At 63.0% G+C, this 15,277-nt stretch carries 14 protein-coding genes and 1 tRNA gene; 9 read left to right on the top strand and 6 right to left on the bottom strand.

Going from position 1 to position 15,277, the window contains the following annotated elements; genetic code table 11:
- Window positions 1-122 precede the first annotated feature (122 nt).
- Both rpmA and rplU read right to left on the bottom strand, forming a co-directional pair.
- Entirely contained in the window at window positions 123-383 is a 261-nt protein-coding gene (rpmA, locus tag IHE30_RS14285) for a 50S ribosomal protein L27 (RefSeq protein ID WP_337691578.1), read from the bottom strand.
- Between the two features lie 18 nt (window positions 384-401).
- Window positions 402-713, bottom strand: a complete 312-nt coding sequence (gene rplU / locus IHE30_RS14280; RefSeq protein ID WP_013434098.1) for a 50S ribosomal protein L21 — start codon at window positions 711-713, stop codon at window positions 402-404.
- 280 nt (window positions 714-993) lie between these two features.
- On the opposite strand from rplU, the gene IHE30_RS14275 reads away from it, so the two are divergent.
- The 9 genes from IHE30_RS14275 to IHE30_RS14235 all read left to right on the top strand — a co-directional run bounded on the left by IHE30_RS14275 (window position 994) and on the right by IHE30_RS14235 (window position 9,653).
- Window positions 994-1,980 (top strand): polyprenyl synthetase family protein, encoded by a 987-nt coding sequence (locus IHE30_RS14275; RefSeq protein ID WP_337691574.1) that lies wholly within the window; start codon window positions 994-996, stop codon window positions 1,978-1,980.
- Window positions 1,981-2,009: 29 nt separating this feature from the next.
- Window positions 2,010-2,086 (top strand) — tRNA-Pro (locus tag IHE30_RS14270).
- A gap of 677 nt (window positions 2,087-2,763) precedes the next feature.
- Window positions 2,764-4,080, top strand: a complete 1,317-nt coding sequence (locus IHE30_RS14265; RefSeq protein ID WP_337691571.1) for an HlyC/CorC family transporter — start codon at window positions 2,764-2,766, stop codon at window positions 4,078-4,080.
- A 63-nt stretch (window positions 4,081-4,143) separates the two neighbouring features.
- Window positions 4,144-5,634 (top strand): GspE/PulE family protein, encoded by a 1,491-nt coding sequence (locus IHE30_RS14260; protein ID WP_337691569.1) that lies wholly within the window; start codon window positions 4,144-4,146, stop codon window positions 5,632-5,634.
- 14 nt (window positions 5,635-5,648) lie between these two features.
- Window positions 5,649-6,875, top strand: a complete 1,227-nt coding sequence (locus tag IHE30_RS14255) for a type II secretion system F family protein (RefSeq protein WP_337691567.1) — start codon at window positions 5,649-5,651, stop codon at window positions 6,873-6,875.
- A 45-nt stretch (window positions 6,876-6,920) separates the two neighbouring features.
- On the top strand, window positions 6,921-7,913 hold the full coding sequence (locus IHE30_RS14250; protein ID WP_337691566.1) for a prepilin peptidase: 993 nt from the start codon (window positions 6,921-6,923) through the stop codon (window positions 7,911-7,913).
- Between the two features lie 2 nt (window positions 7,914-7,915).
- Window positions 7,916-8,530, top strand: coding sequence for a dephospho-CoA kinase (gene coaE, locus IHE30_RS14245; protein WP_337691564.1), 615 nt, complete (start codon window positions 7,916-7,918; stop codon window positions 8,528-8,530).
- Window positions 8,531-8,671: 141 nt separating this feature from the next.
- Entirely contained in the window at window positions 8,672-9,427 is a 756-nt protein-coding gene (gene zapD, locus IHE30_RS14240) for a cell division protein ZapD (RefSeq protein WP_337691562.1), read from the top strand.
- A 25-nt stretch (window positions 9,428-9,452) separates the two neighbouring features.
- Window positions 9,453-9,653, top strand: a complete 201-nt coding sequence (locus tag IHE30_RS14235; protein WP_337691561.1) for a DNA gyrase inhibitor YacG — start codon at window positions 9,453-9,455, stop codon at window positions 9,651-9,653.
- Between the two features lie 3 nt (window positions 9,654-9,656).
- On the opposite strand, the gene IHE30_RS14230 is transcribed toward IHE30_RS14235, so the two are convergent.
- From IHE30_RS14230 to secA, 4 genes are all read right to left on the bottom strand, one after another.
- Window positions 9,657-10,118, bottom strand: a complete 462-nt coding sequence (locus IHE30_RS14230; RefSeq protein ID WP_337691560.1) for an NUDIX domain-containing protein — start codon at window positions 10,116-10,118, stop codon at window positions 9,657-9,659.
- 17 nt (window positions 10,119-10,135) lie between these two features.
- A complete protein-coding gene (locus IHE30_RS14225) occupies window positions 10,136-11,008 on the bottom strand; it encodes an ATP-binding protein (RefSeq protein ID WP_337691558.1) in 873 nt (290 codons plus the stop codon).
- A 43-nt stretch (window positions 11,009-11,051) separates the two neighbouring features.
- Window positions 11,052-12,293: a bifunctional glutamate N-acetyltransferase/amino-acid acetyltransferase ArgJ gene (gene argJ / locus IHE30_RS14220; RefSeq protein ID WP_337691557.1), complete on the bottom strand. Its 1,242-nt coding sequence runs from the start codon at window positions 12,291-12,293 to the stop codon at window positions 11,052-11,054.
- 89 nt (window positions 12,294-12,382) lie between these two features.
- Window positions 12,383-15,223 carry a preprotein translocase subunit SecA gene (gene secA / locus IHE30_RS14215; RefSeq protein ID WP_337691556.1) on the bottom strand — a complete coding sequence of 947 codons (2,841 nt, stop codon included), beginning with the start codon at window positions 15,221-15,223 and terminating at the stop codon, window positions 12,383-12,385.
- Window positions 15,224-15,277 lie beyond the last annotated feature (54 nt).

Below are 15,277 nucleotides of genomic sequence, written 5' to 3'. Positions count from 1 at the left end.
AGATTGCGAGGCCTTTTGCTTCGTCACGCCTGCCTGCATCGGCAGCCCGGGGCGACGTCACCGACGCGAACCCGGCGGACTGTCGAATCGGGTCAGCCGGTTTGCGTGGTGACCACCGGGTATCAGGCAGCCGGAACCACGCTGACGAAGTGCTTCTTCGCCGCGCCCTTGACCGCAAAGCGAACATGACCATCGGTCAGCGCGAACAGCGTATGGTCCTTGCCAATCCCAACGTTGTCGCCAGCATGCATCCGCGTGCCGCGTTGACGCACGATAATGCCACCAGCATTGATTGCCTGGCCGCCGAACACCTTGACGCCGAGGCGCTTGCTTTCGGAATCGCGGCCGTTCCGGGACGAGCCGCCTGCCTTTTTGTGTGCCATCTGTGGACTCCCTGCGCGTTACGCGTTGATCGCGTCGATGCGCAATTCGGTGTAATTCTGGCGATGACCGCCATGCTTCTGGTAGTGCTTCCGGCGACGCATCTTGAAGATCGTCACTTTCGCATGCCGTCCGTGCGATACCACGGTAGCCTTGACGGAAGCCCCACCCACCAGCGGCGTACCGAACTTGATCGATTCGCCCTCGCCGACTGCGAGCACCTGGTCGAGCGTGATTTCAGCGCCAATGTCTGCCGGTATCTGTTCTACTTTCAATTTTTCGCCGGCAGCGACCTTATACTGCTTGCCACCGGTTTTTATGACCGCGTACATTGTTGAACCTCACTTGAAAAGCGGCCCGGATCCGGACCCCTTCATTTGTTTCGAACACGCGTCCTTGCGTGCTTCGTGCATTTCCTGCGCACCACGCACAGAAACACTTGATTATATAGAGGTTTTTAACGCGAGTCAAAACCTGACGCGAATCGCGGCGCATACGGACGAGCGCGCCGTCTGATCATGTCTACAATCTGGCGGCAAAGCCCGGTCGGCCGCCCCAGTGCCTTATAATTCGCCTGTTTTGCTCCGCCCACCCTTTTTCCGGTTTACGTCGTTGACAGTCACTACCACCCCGTCCGCGGCCGCCACGCTTGCGCCGATCGCCGACGACATGCAACAAGTCAATCGCGTGATCCGCACGCGGCTCGCATCGGACGTCGTCCTGATCAACCAAATCGCCGAATACATCATCGGTGCGGGCGGCAAACGCCTGCGCCCCGCCCTGCTGTTGCTGGTGGCGAACGCACTGGGAGACCGCAGCGGTCACCGGCACGCGCTCGCGGCGGTCGTCGAGTTCATCCACACGGCGACGCTGCTCCATGACGACGTGGTCGATGAATCACAGTTGCGGCGCGGCAAGCAAACCGCCAATGCGCTGTTTGGCAACGCAGCCAGCGTGCTGGTCGGCGATTTCCTGTATTCGCGAGCGTTCCAGATGATGGTCGCGTGCGACAACCTGCGCGTGATGCAGATTCTGTCGGACGCCACCAACGTGATCGCGGAAGGTGAAGTGTTGCAATTGCTGAACATGCATGATCCGGACGTGGACCAAGCGCGCTACATGCAGGTGATCCGCTACAAGACCGCTAAGCTGTTCGAGGCGGCGGCCCAGTTGGGCGCGGTCATCGCCGGCGCGCCACCCGCGATGGAGGCCGCCGCGGCTGAGTTTGGCCGCACGATCGGCACCGCCTTCCAAATCATGGACGACTGGCTCGATTACACGGGCACGCCCGAGTCAATGGGGAAAAATGCCGGCGACGACTTACGCGAAGGCAAACCGACGCTACCGCTGATCTACCTGATCGAGCACGGCACCGCCGAGCAGGCGCAGTTGGCCCGGGACGCCATCGAGCATGGTGGCACCGACCGATTCGACACGATTTTCACCGCCATCACCGAGTCGGGCGCGCTCGAGCATACGCTGCGTTGCGCCGAAGCGGAGGCACAGGCTGCGGCGCGCGCCATTTTTTCATTTCCGGATTCCCAATTCAAAGAATCGCTGCTAGAATTATGCTCTTATTCGGCGTCGCGCCAGTCTTGAAAAAGACGGAAATGCTGAAGTGATCCAATCGGGGTGTAGCTTAGCCTGGTAGAGCGCTACGTTCGGGACGTAGAGGCCGGAGGTTCGAATCCTCTCACCCCGACCAGAATATCTCCAAAGGATCAATGACTTATCGGTCCTTTTCTAACTCGATGCGCATGTCGAGGTAAAGTCAAACCTACATTGGGTACCCCAAGAATGTCCCGTCAAGCTGACGGGACATTTTCTTTTTTACTCTCTTCCCTCGCGTCAGCATGCATGGCTGCAAGCTTCATGGCCAGCAACGCTGGATTCGCGGCTAACGTTCTGCGTTGCCGCAATGCATTCTGCGTTGTCGCGATAACGCTGGCGCGTCGAGCGACCGACCATCCTTCGTACTCGCACGACAAACGCGAAGTAGCGCCACCCGATCCCTTGCCTGGTGCCTCATAGCCGCGGCTGTGTTGGTACGAGCGCGAGGTTCTCGCGTCGATCGATGCCAACCGGGAACCTGCACCCCGACTGCTCAGTGCTCGCGTGGACCGTCCCGCAAAAGTGCAGCAGACTCCCTAGCAGCGGCAAACGCCGGCGCCGCTCCCGCACTCGAAGGGGATACGATGACCATCGGCGTGCAGATCGATCCCGAAGCGTGGCGTGCTGGCTTCAACGCAAGCGGCAACGGGATGCAATGAACCGGCAGGACGCCGGCGCCCGTACGTCGCCCGCCGGGCTACTGCACGGATGCCCCCGGCGCTCTGATATAGTTGACTTCATCGTCCATTAGCCGGCATCCGGCTTTTTCGCGTGGAAACTCTCCCTCTTTGGGCGCAAATTAGCGCCGTAGTCGTGCTGCTGCTCATATCGGGCTTTTTTTCGATCTCGGAAACCGCGATGATGGCGTTAAACCGCCATCGGCTCAAGCACTTGGCAGGCAAAGGCGTGATGGGCGCGAAGACAACGCAGGGCTTGCTCGCGCACACCGACCAGTTGCTGTCCGTGATCCTGATCGGCAACAATTTGATGAACGTCATCATCCCGGTGCTCACGACATCGATCGCGCTGCACGCGTTCGGCAATCACCGCGCGGTGCTGTCGATCACCACCGGGATCGTCGCATTTTTGATCATCGTGTTCGCTGAGATCACGCCGAAGATCGTCGGCGCAACTTATCCCGAAAAGATCGCGTTGCCGGCCAGCCTCGTGATCAAGCCGCTGATCACCCTCGCCCGCCCGCTGGTCTGGTTCGTCAATACACTGGCCAACGGTATCTTGTTCGTGCTGCACATCAATACGAAAGGCGCACGGGAAGACCTGCGCATGTCCAACGACGAATTGCGCAGCGTCGTCCTGGAATCAAGCAGCTTCATGCCAAGTAAGCACCGCAGCATCCTGCTGAACCTGTTCGACCTGGAGAGCATCTCGGTCGATGACGTCATGATCCCGCGCCGGCGCATCGAGGCGCTGGACTTCGATGCGCCGTTCGACCAGTTGATCCAGCAGTTGGAAACCTGCTACCACAACAAGTTGGTCGTCTATCAGGGCGACATTGACCGCGTGCTCGGTATGCTTCATGTGCGCAAAACCCTGGCCGCGCTGCACAACCAGGAATTCGAGCGCGAAAAGCTGCGCGAGTTGCTCACGCAGCCCTATTTCGTGCCCAGCGGCACACCGGTTTTCCAACAGTTGCAGTACTTCCAGGAGAACCGGCACAGGATGGCGCTGGTCGTCAATGAATATGGCGAAGTCCAAGGACTCGTGACGCCGGAGGACATCATCGAGGAGTTGATCGGCGAGTTCACGACAACATTGCCACGCACGGCAAGCGGCGCGGCAGGCGGCTGGGACACGCAAGGGGAATGCATCGTTGCGGGCAGCATTCCGTTACGAGAGCTGAACCGTCGGCTTGGCCTGCGGTTGCCGCTTGATGGTCCCAAGACGTTGAATGGGCTGATTCTGGAACGATTGGAAGCCATCCCGGAAGGCGACGTGAGCCTAGTGGTCAGCGACACGCGCATGGAGGTCATGCAGATCGACAACCAAGCCATCCGCACGGTGAAGCTATTCCGGCCCGCGCGGTTGGACGCCGCGCACGCTGCAGCGGCGCGGCAGCATGCCCACTAGCCTATCGGCAACAAACGGTACGCTGACCCGGCAGTACGCCAACGCGATTCGCCGTTCGGCTGAATGGCGCGGGCACCACAACCGCGCGACGATACGCAGGTATCCATTGTATTGCGCGGCCCGCGCATCGCCAGCATGCCCCATCACCCATTGTTCCCGGCCACGCCGCCATCCACGCCGGCACACGGCGCCGATCTCACTCCCCTGCCGTCCTCGGCTGCCCAGACCGTGCCGCGCGAACCCGATGCGCACGCACCTTCCCGTTTCACGGAGCCGGTGCGCTGCGCCGCGGCGTCCGGCGCCACCGGGCTGACGCCGCGTATCGCGCAACGTGCCCGCGCCAACGCTCACGCGCAGCCGTCAGACGACACCGACGCACCAGCGGTACGCCTGCTGGACGATCTATTCGCACGAGCCGGTGCGTGCCGTGCATCGGATATCCATATCGAGCCGGGCCCACACCAATGGCACATTCGGCTGCGGATCGACGGCCGCCTACATCGCCTCGACAATCCGCCCGCGCACCTGCGGGACGCAGTCATCACACGGATCAAAGTACTGTCACGGCTGGACATCGCACAGCGGCGCGCGCCCCAGGACGGCCGGTTGCGCATCGCGGTGCCTGGCGCCGGATTCGATGAATTCCGCGTGTCGACGCTGCCCACGGTATTCGGCGAAAAAGTGGTGCTACGCCGCCTTGATGCGCTGCCCGATGGGCTGGATCTAACAGGATTGGGCTTTGATGCCCCCCAGTTGTCCGCCGTACAGCATGCGTTGCGCGCCCGACAGGGCATGGTGCTGGTCACCGGGCCCACGGGCAGTGGCAAGACGCTGACGCTCTATACCTTCATGCGCGAACTCGATCGCGATGCGTTCAATCTTTGTACGATCGAGGACCCGTCCGAGATCGAGCTTGCCGGCATCAACCAGGTGTCGGTCAACGACCGAGCAGGCCTAGGTTTCGCAGCGGTGCTGCGCGCGTTGCTGCGACAAGACCCGGACGTGATCATGGTCGGCGAGATCCGCGATACGGAAACCGCCTCAGTCGCCATCAACGCCGCACAGACCGGGCATTTGCTGCTTGCCACGCTGCACACCAATGATGCGCCGGCGACGCTCGCGCGGCTCACGGATCTGGGCGTGGAACCGTACAATGTGGCGGCAGCGGTCAAGCTGATCACGGCGCAACGGCTGGTGCGGCGGTTATGCAGCGCGTGCCGACTCGCCGATACGCCCGACCCCGTCGCGCTGCGGGCGGCCGGCATGACGGCCGCACATGTTGACCAAGCGCTGGCGGGTTGCTGGCAATCCTATCGACCGGTCGGCTGCACGGCATGCCGCGGCACCGGCTTTGCGGGTCGCTGCGCAATCCATCAGGTGGTACCCGTGACCGCCGCACTGCAACAGCGCATCGCAGCGCGCACGCCAACCCATGCGTTGGCAGACGCGATGCGCGCAGCCGGCCTGCAGACATTGCGGCAATCCGCGCTCGCGCGCGTGCGCGATGGAACGACATCGCTGCATGAAGCCCTTGCGGTGACGGACGATGCGTGATGGACTGGCGCGCGATGCAGCCCCCCATCCAAGCCGCTTCGCCCCGGCGGCCGACGATGTCCCGCTTCCATTGGCGAGGCATCGGCGCCGACGGCCGCCGCCGCCGCGGCACGCTCGTGGCGCTCGACGCACGTTCGGCACTCGAGCGTATTCGGCGCGACAGGATCGTCGCGGTCGAGCTTATCGAGGTCCGCGCACGGTGGAGCCCGCGCATACGCCACGCCGATCTGACGCGCGCCACGCGGCACCTGGCCATGCTGCTACGCAGTGGACTGTCGCTGCAACCCGCGTTGGCGCTGGTGGCGCAGCACGCGGGCACGCCGCTCAAACCCCTATTCGAAACCGTGCTGCGAGACATCACAGAAGGCAGTACGCTGTCCAGGGCGCTGCAACGCCACGGCCGTGTGTTTCCCGCCGCATACTGGCGGCTCGTCGAGCTTGCGGAACACACCGGCTCGCTCGATACGATTCTCGCTCAACTGGCGGACACCCGGGATCGTGTGGCCGCACAACGTGCGCGACTGCGCAACGCGCTATGGTATCCAACGCTGATCCTCGCGCTGGCACTGGGCCTGTGCGCGCTACTGCTGGGCTGGGTCGTGCCGACATTCGAACGGGTGTTCGCCGGATTCGGCTCGCCGTTGCCAAGGCCCACGCAGATCGTGGTCGCGCTGTCCCGGCAGATGCTGGCACACGGGCCGGCGATGGTCGCGGCGGCGGGCCTCGGGATCGCGTGTGGCATGCTTGCCTGGCAGCGCTCGCCACGGTTTCGCCTGCGCCTGCATGCACTGCTGTTGCGTGCGCCGCTCGTAGGCCCCATCGTGCAGCGCGTGGCCATTGCGCGCTGGAGCCATGCGCTGGGCCAGGTTCTCGATGCCGGCATCGCCCTGGCCGACGGGTTCGACGCGGTGGACGGCATTAGCGGCAATGCCGCGATGGACGCAGCGACACGCGACATCGCGGCACGCGTGCGCGTCGGCGCAAGCCTGGCCGAAGCCATGCGTGCCAGCACCTGCTTTCCGCCCGACGTCGTGGCCACGATCGCGCTTGCCGAACAAGCCGGCACGCTCGGCACGACGTTGGCCGATATCGGCGCTTGGAATGACCGGCTCGTGGCGGAACGAATCGGCCTGCTCGCACAACTGGCCGAACCGCTTATCATTGTCGGGCCCGGTGCGCTGATTGCCGCGCTCGTGGTCGCCATGTATTTGCCCATTATCGAGATGGGCAACGTCATGTGATTTCAATCAGGTAGCATCGCGTACCGTTCCTCGCTGGCCACCGACATGTATTCGTTTTCTGTCATCGCCCCACATGGCCCCGGCCACTGGATCGCCGGCTTCGCCGACGCCTTCTCGATGCTGCCGGTTGCTTGGCAGTACGCTTTCGCATGCGTGCTCGGATTGGTCATCGGCAGTTTCCTGACCGTCGTCGTACACCGCGTGCCGCAGATGCTTGAACACGCATGGCAGCAAGAACTGGCCGCCTACGTGCCGCAAAATGCCCAGCACGCGTTGAGCGCAGAAAGTGATGGGCACGATGCCGTACCCAATCCGGCGCCCGAGCGAAGGCCCGCTCCGTTGTCGCAGACCGATTTACCCCGTCGCTATAACCTGTGGGTGCCACGCTCGGCGTGTCCTGCGTGCGGACATACGCTGCGCTTGCACGAGAACATCCCGTTGCTCAGCTTTATCGCATTGCGCGGCCGATGCTCGGCATGCAGCATGCGGATTCGTTGGCGCTATCCGTTGATCGAATCCGCCTGTGTACTGTTCGCGGCGCTCTCGCTCGCGGTGTTCGGCCCCACGCCTACGGCGCTTATCGCCTTTGCATTCTGCGCCGCGCTGCTCGCGATGAGTGCCATCGACCTGGAGACCAAGCTGCTGCCCGATTCGCTGACGTTGCCGCTGCTCTGGGCGGGGCTGCTGATCAATCTACATGCCGTATTCGCGCCTCTGGACGCGGCCGTGATCGGTGCGGCGGCCGGGTATTTGTCGCTGTGGACCGTCTACTGGCTGTTCAAGCTCGTGCGCGGCGCCGAGGGTATTGGCTACGGCGACTTCAAGTTGTTTGCCGCCATTGGCGCATGGTTCGGCTGGAGCCCGCTGTTGCAAGTGATACTGGTTGCCTCAGTGTGTGGCGCGATCGTCGGCCTTGGCGCCACGCTCACCAAGCGGATGCGCCTGGAGGAGCCGTTGCCGTTCGGTCCGTTTCTGGCGGGGGCAGCGGTGCTCACGCTGTTCGGCGGCACGCCGCTCTATCGGCTGCTCGGAGGTTGACGATGTTCAAGGTGGGACTCACAGGCGGGATCGGCAGTGGCAAGACAACGGTCGCCAATGCTTTCGCTGCCTATGGCGTGCCGATCGTGGACACGGATCTGATCGCGCATCGCGTCACCGCGCCAGGCGGCGCGGCGATACCCGGCATCCGAACACAGTTCAGTGCCAACTTCATCACGGCGCAAGGCGCACTGGACCGCGCGCGGATGCGCGAGTTGGTGTTCAGCAACCCACAAGCGAAGCAACGGCTCGAAGCAATCGTGCACCCACTGATCCGCATCGAGACGGAACGCGAACTGCAAGCGGCGAGCGGCCCCTACGTAATCTGTGTCGTGCCGTTGCTGGTTGAGGCAGGCAATTGGCGCGAACGTGTTAATCGCGTGCTGGTAGTGGATTGTGCGGTGCAGACGCAGGTCGCGCGCGTCATGCGGCGCAATGGCTTCACGCGCGAACAGGTGCAAGCCATCATTGCACGTCAGGCCACGCGGCAGACGCGGCTCGCGGCCGCAGACGATATCATCGTCAATGAGGCCGACACCATCGAGCCGCTGCTGCCAGAAATCGCGTTGCTGCATCAGCACTATTTGTCATTGGCGCGCGATAGTGCACCATCGTAAATTGGCGTGTGCCGGTGGCATGCGACGCAGCACGACTTTCGTGGTGAATGTCGTGGCGATTGCTAGGGGCATTCGCGCGCATTAGAATGGGCGCAAATTGCCGCCCCTGTCCGGCATTTTCAAAGTGAAAGGCATTTACGCTTGATTCTCTACGAGTATCCGTTCAATGAGCGCATTCGAACGCTGTTGCGCCTCGAAGATTTGTTTGAGCGCTTTACGTTCTTCCTCACCCAAGCAGACCCGAGAGAACACCACGTCGCACTGACCACACTGTTCGAGATCGCGGAAGTGACGAGCCGCAGCGACTTGAAGTCGGATCTGATGAAGGAGCTTGAGCGCCAGCGCCAGGCCTTGGTACCGTTTCGCGGCAATCCCGGGATCGAACAGGGCGCGCTCGAGACCGTTCTCGCCGACATCGAGCAAACGCTGGCCAGCCTAGCGCAGATGCAAGGAAAAACGGGTCAACATCTGGCCGACAATGAATGGCTAGCCAGCATCCGCAGCCGGGCCATCATTCCCGGCGGAACTTGCCGCTTCGATCTGCCATCGTATTACGCATGGCAGCACAGCGCTGTGGAGCAGCGCCGCGCGGATATCATGAAATGGGCAATGCCATTGTTGCCGCTACGCGATGCGGCAGTGATCGTATTGCGTCTTGCTCGCGAATCGGGGCAAGCCGCGAAGGTCATGGCGATGCAGGGCAGCTATCAGCAAATGTTGTCGGGGCGGACCTATCAATTGATGCAAGTGCGTGTGGCGCCAGACCTGCGGGTCATTCCTGAGGCCAGCGCCAACAAGTACATGCTGTGGGTGCGCTTCACCGCGCAGGATGGCCACATGCGGCCGCGCGCTGTCGACATCGACGTGCCATTTCAACTGACGCTGTGCAACCTGTAAGCCAAATCATCCAACCCTTGCCGATATGACGACCGTCGTCAACTGCCCGACTTGCGGCAAAAAGGTCGAATGGAAGCCCGAAAGTCGGTTCCGTCCTTTTTGTTCCGCGCGCTGCAAGCAAATCGATCTCGGTGCGTGGGCAACCGGGAAATACACGATCGGCGGCGATGACCGCCCGGCCGACGAGTCGCATGGCGACCCGCAGAAGCCGGGCGAATTGAACTGAGGTTCAACCCCGTTCAGCGTCGAGCCAGTCGATCACCGGCAACGCCGCCGGCAGCAGCGGCGCAACCTGGACGGGGGGAATCTGCCAGATCAACGCCTGCCCTTCTCGACCGCTTGGCTCACCGCTCCACCGGGTCACCTTGCAGAAGAACAGCCGCACGTAAGCGTGCGGGTAGTTATGCTCGAGGACCCGCCAGCGCACGCAGTCGGCAATCGTCACGCCGAGCTCCTCATGCAATTCGCGCGCCAATGCGTCCTCGACGCTCTCGCCCGGCTCCAGCTTGCCGCCCGGAAATTCCCAGTAGCCCTCGTATGGCTTGCCGGCGGGCCGCTGCGCGAGCAGAAAACGCCCATCCTCGTGCAGCATCACGCCGACGGCCACTTCGGTGATCCGGCGCCCATCAGCGGTATGCGTGGCGGCATGTGCCTGCGACACATCGTGCCGCGCGGCCGTATCCGGCGTCATGGTCGGTCGCGCCGCGGTCATTGGGTCTTCTGCCGCCGGCCGGACCAGTCCCGGGCAAACTGCCACGCAACCCGGCCCGAACGCGAGCCGCGCTCCAGCGCCCAGACCAGCGCGTCGCCCCGCGCGGCATCGATCTGCGCGTCACTGCATCCCAAATGCCTGAGCCAATGCGCGACGATCGCCAGATAGTCGTCCTGCTTGAACGGATAGAAGCTCACCCACAACCCGAAGCGCTCAGACAGCGAAATCTTCTCCTCGACCACTTCGCCCGGATGGATCTCGCCATCCGCCGTGTGCCGATAGGTATCGTTGTCACGCATGTACTCGGGCAGCAAATGACGACGGTTCGACGTCGCGTAGATCAGCACGTTGTCGGACTGGGCCGCAATCGAGCCGTCCAAGGCCACCTTTAGCGCCTTGTAGCCGGACTCGCCTTCCTCGAACGACAGGTCATCGCAAAACACGACAAACCGCTCCGGGCGCGACGCGATCTGCTCGACGATGTCGCCCAAAGCGTGCAGGTCGTCCTTGTCGACTTCGATCAAACGCAGGCCTTCGGGCGCAAACTGGTTCAGACAGGCCTTGATCAGCGACGACTTGCCGGTGCCGCGCGCGCCCGTCAGTAGCACGTTGTTCGCCGGCAGGCGCCGCACAAACTGACGGGTGTTCTGCTCGACTAGCGCCTTTTGCCGGTCAATGTTCTGCAAGTCGGACAGCTGGATCGCCGGCAGATGGGCGACCGGCTGCAAAAAGCCCCGCCCCTGCCGCGAGCGCCATCGGAACGCGATGGCCACGTCCCAGTCGGTGGCCGGCACGGCCGGCGGCAACACGGCCTCCAGGCGTTCGAGCAGCGCCTCGGCGCGCGTCAGGAATTGTTCAAGCTTATCCATCGCAATGGATCTCCAGCGGTACGGTCATCTCCCGCGGTGTGGGTCAGGAGCGGTAATCGGCGTTGATGGACACGTAGTCGTGCGACAGGTCGCAGGTCCACAGGGTCGCCTGGGCATCGCCGCGCGCCAAGCGCACGCGAATCATGATTTCGCTTTGCTTCATCACGCGCTGGCCGTCCTCCTCACGATAATCGGGATGGCGGCCGCCGTCCTTGGCCACCAGCACGTCGTCCAGGTACAGCTCGATACGGCTCACATCCAGGTCAGCAATGCCCGCGTAGCCGATCGCCGCCAGGAGCCGGCCCAGGTTGGGGTCGCACGCATAGAAAGCGGTCTTGACCAGGGGCGAGTGGCCGATCGCATAGGCCACCTGCCTACACTCGTCAACACTGCGGCCCGCCTCAACGCGCACCGTCATGAATTTCGTCGCCCCCTCGCCGTCGCGCACGATCAATTGCGCAAGGGTCTGCGCGAGCTGCGCCAACGCGTCGCGCAGCGCGCGGTAGGCGGCACTTTGCGTGGACGTGATCACCGGCAGCGTCGAGCGAGCGGACGCCACGACGATGAACGAGTCATTCGTCGACGTATCGCCATCAACGGTGATGCAGTTGAACGATTGGTCGGCCACGTCCTTGACCAATGCGTCCAGCACGGGCTGGGCGATCGCCGCGTCGGTCGCGACAAACCCTAGCATCGTGGCCATGTTCGGCTTGATCATCCCGGCACCCTTGCTGATCCCAGTCAGCGTGACCGTATGGCCGTCGATATCGAGCTGCCGCGAGGCGGCCTTGGGCAGCGTATCGGTCGTCATGATCGCCTGCGCGGCTTCGTACCAGTGCGCCGGTGCGAGTTGCGCAACGGCTTGCGGCAATCCCGCCTTGAGCCGCTCGATCGGTAGCGGCTCAAGGATCACGCCAGTGGAGAACGGCAGTACCTGCCGCGCGTCGATGCGCAACAGCCGCGCCAGTTCCGCACAACTATCACGGGCATGCGCCAAGCCCGGCTCGCCGGTCCCGGCATTCGCATTGCCGGTATTGACGAGCAGTGCCCGAATCGGCGCAGCGCCGCCACGCGCCGAGGCAAGATGTTCACGACACACAGTGACCGGCGCGGCGCAAAAGCGGTTCGTGGTGAACACGCCGGACACCGTTGCGCCATCATCGACAGCGATCACCAGGACATCCTTGCGATTCGGTTTGCGCAGATTGGCTTCGGCCCAGCCAAGCGTGACGCCGGGCACGGGATGAAGCGACGCGGGATCAATCGAGGGAAAATTGACGGCCATGATTGCAAACGCTGGTCAGGGAAAAAGCCGTCCGCGGGCGCGGCGGGCGGCATCGGACAGGAACGGGGCCACCCCGCCGGCAGCGCACATCACGCAAGCCGACCGTGGCACTGCTTGTACTTTTTGCCGCTGCCGCACGGGCACGGATCGTTGCGCCCGACTTTCGGATACGGGTTGTCGCGCGCAGCCACTAACGACTGGTCGGCGGCAAAGTCCGGTGACAGCTCGGCGCTCGCATGGGTCGCGAGCGCCACCGGCGACACGCGCGACGGCGCATCGGCGAGCGCGGCGTCAACACCGCCACCGGCAGCCTGTGCAAAGTCGGCGTGCCGAAACTCAACGTTCGCCAAATGGCCCGCCTGCTCTTCGTATTGCTCGGCCGCCGCTTCAAGCTGCTCCGGTGTCTGGATCTGCACGTTCATCACAATGCGCGTGACTTCGTGCTTGACCGCGTCCAGCATCGCGGCAAATAACTCGAATGCCTCGCGCTTGTATTCCTGCTTCGGGTTCTTCTGCGCATAGCCGCGTAGGTGGATGCCCTGGCGCAGATGCTCGAGCGCGGCCAGGTGCTCGCGCCAACGCGAGTCCAGCGTCTGCAGCATCGCCGAGCGCTCGAAGCTGCTGAACGCATCGCGGCCGACCTGCGCAACCTTGGCCTCGTACGCTTCGTCACCCGCAGCGATCACCGCATCGCGTACCTCGTCGGCCTCGATCGTGTCCGCCTCGTTCACCATCTCCTGTAACGCGAGATCAAGCTGCCACTCGTTGCATAACGCTTGCTCGAGCGCCGGCACATCCCACTGCTCTTCAATGCTGCCGGCTGGCACATAGGTGCGCACCACCTCAGTCAGCACGCCATGCCGCATCGCACCGATCGTCTCGTGGATGTCCTGTGCCTCCAACAACTCGTTGCGCTGCTGATAGATCACCTTACGCTGGTCATTGGAGACGTCGTCATACTCGAGCAATTGCTTGCGGATATCGAAGTTACGGGCCTCGACCTTGCGTTGCGCCGATTCGATCGAGCGCGTCACGATGCCGGCCTCGATCGCCTCGCCTTCCGGCATCTTCAGCCGGTCCATGATCGCGCGCACGCGGTCACCGGCGAAGATGCGCAGCAACGGGTCCTCGAGCGACAGGTAGAAGCGCGATGAACCGGGATCGCCCTGGCGGCCCGCCCGCCCGCGCAACTGGTTGTCGATCCGGCGGGACTCGTGCCGCTCGGTGCCAATGATGTGCAGTCCGCCGGCCGCCTTGACCTGCTCGTGCAGCGTTTGCCATTCGTCGTGGATCTGCTGGATCCGACGTCGCTTCTCGTCGTCGCTGATCGACGCATCGGCTTCGATCAGCGACGCCTGCTTGTCCGGGTTGCCGCCGAGCACGATGTCGGTGCCACGGCCCGCCATGTTGGTCGCAATCGTGATGCGCTTCGGACGGCCAGCCTCGGCGACGATCGCCGCCTCACGCGCGTGCTGCTTCGCGTTGAGCACCTCATGTGGCAGCCCAGCCTGCTTGAGCAGGTGCGACAGCAGCTCAGAATTCTCGATCGACGTGGTGCCGACCATCACCGGCTGTCCCCGCTCGTAGCAGTCGCGGATATCGCGGATCACCGCGTCATAGCGCTCCTTTGCGGTCTTGTAGATCTGGTCCTGGCGATCCGTGCGCTTAGACGGCCGGTTGGTCGGAACCACGACCGTCTCGAGTCCATAGATCTCGTTGAACTCGTACGCCTCGGTGTCCGCCGTGCCGGTCATCCCCGCCAGCTTGGCGTACATCCGGAAGTAATTCTGGAACGTAATCGACGCCAGCGTCTGGTTCTCCGCCTGGATCTTCACCTGCTCCTTCGCCTCGACAGCCTGGTGCAGGCCGTCCGACCAACGCCGGCCCGGCATCAGGCGTCCGGTGAACTCATCGACGATGATCACCTCGCCGTTCTGCACGACATAGTGCTGATCGCGGAAGAACAGCGTATGTGCGCGCAGCGCCGCATACACGTGATGCATCAGCGTGATGTTCTGCGGTGCATAAAGACTCTCGCCATCGCCAATGAGGCCCCATTCGGCCAGCAGCCGCTCGGCCTTTTCGTGACCCGATTCCGTCAGGAATACCGAGCGTGCCTTCTCGTCCAGCGTGTAGTCGCCCGGCTTCTCGACGCCGCTACCATCGGCCTTTTCCTCGCCAATCTGGCGCTCCAGCAACGGCGGTAGCGCATTCATCCGCACATACAGCTCGGTGTGGTCCTCAGCCTGCCCCGAAATAATCAGCGGCGTGCGCGCCTCGTCGATCAGAATCGAGTCGACCTCATCGACGATCGCGAAATTCAGCCCGCGCTGCACGCGCGCATCGGTCTCGTAGACCATATTATCGCGCAGGTAGTCAAAGCCGAATTCATTGTTCGTGCCATACGTGATGTCCGACGCGTAAGCTTGCTGCTTCTGGCCGTGCTCCATCTGCGACAGGTTGATGCCGACGGACAGGCCGAGGAAATTGTAGAGCCGGCCCATCCATTCCGCATCGCGCTGCGCGAGATAGTCGTTGACCGTCACCACATGCACGCCGCGCCCAGACAGCGCGTTCAGGTACGCCGCCAGCGTGGCCACCAGCGTCTTGCCCTCGCCGGTGCGCATTTCGGCGATCTTGCCGTAGTGCAGCGCCATGCCGCCAATCAACTGTACGTCGAAGTGTCGCATCTTCAGCACGCGGCGACTTGCTTCCCGGCACACTGCGAATGCCTCCGGCAGCAGCTTGTCGAGCGACTCCCCGGCCGCCACGCGCTGCCTGAACTCGTCGGTTTTCGCGCGCAATTGCTCGTCCGTCAGCTTTTCGATCTGCGCCTCCAGCGCATTGATCGTCGCGACAGTCTTTTGATACTGTTTGATCAGCCGCTGATTGCGACTGCCAAAAATCTTTTGCAGAAAACCGGTGGTCATCGGATCGGGATCTCGAGTCGGCACGCGACGCCGGATCGGCGCGACTCTCGCACG

The organism is Mycetohabitans sp. B46 (assembly GCF_037389205.1).
GTDB lineage: Bacteria > Pseudomonadota > Gammaproteobacteria > Burkholderiales > Burkholderiaceae > Mycetohabitans.
This window is presented reverse-complemented; position numbering and strand designations above follow the sequence as displayed.

Coding starts and splice junctions, on each gene's coding strand:
- rpmA (WP_337691578.1), bottom strand. CDS start 383: ATGGCACACAAAAAGGCAGGCGGCTCGTCCCGGAACGGCCGCGATTCC.
- rplU (WP_013434098.1), bottom strand. CDS start 713: ATGTACGCGGTCATAAAAACCGGTGGCAAGCAGTATAAGGTCGCTGCC.
- IHE30_RS14260 (WP_337691569.1), top strand. CDS start 4,144: ATGGCGCGGGCACCACAACCGCGCGACGATACGCAGGTATCCATTGTA.
- IHE30_RS14255 (WP_337691567.1), top strand. CDS start 5,649: ATGCAGCCCCCCATCCAAGCCGCTTCGCCCCGGCGGCCGACGATGTCC.
- IHE30_RS14250 (WP_337691566.1), top strand. CDS start 6,921: ATGTATTCGTTTTCTGTCATCGCCCCACATGGCCCCGGCCACTGGATC.
- coaE (WP_337691564.1), top strand. CDS start 7,916: ATGTTCAAGGTGGGACTCACAGGCGGGATCGGCAGTGGCAAGACAACG.
- IHE30_RS14235 (WP_337691561.1), top strand. CDS start 9,453: ATGACGACCGTCGTCAACTGCCCGACTTGCGGCAAAAAGGTCGAATGG.
- IHE30_RS14230 (WP_337691560.1), bottom strand. CDS start 10,118: ATGACGCCGGATACGGCCGCGCGGCACGATGTGTCGCAGGCACATGCC.
- IHE30_RS14225 (WP_337691558.1), bottom strand. CDS start 11,008: ATGGATAAGCTTGAACAATTCCTGACGCGCGCCGAGGCGCTGCTCGAA.
- argJ (WP_337691557.1), bottom strand. CDS start 12,293: ATGGCCGTCAATTTTCCCTCGATTGATCCCGCGTCGCTTCATCCCGTG.
- secA (WP_337691556.1), bottom strand. CDS start 15,223: ATGACCACCGGTTTTCTGCAAAAGATTTTTGGCAGTCGCAATCAGCGG.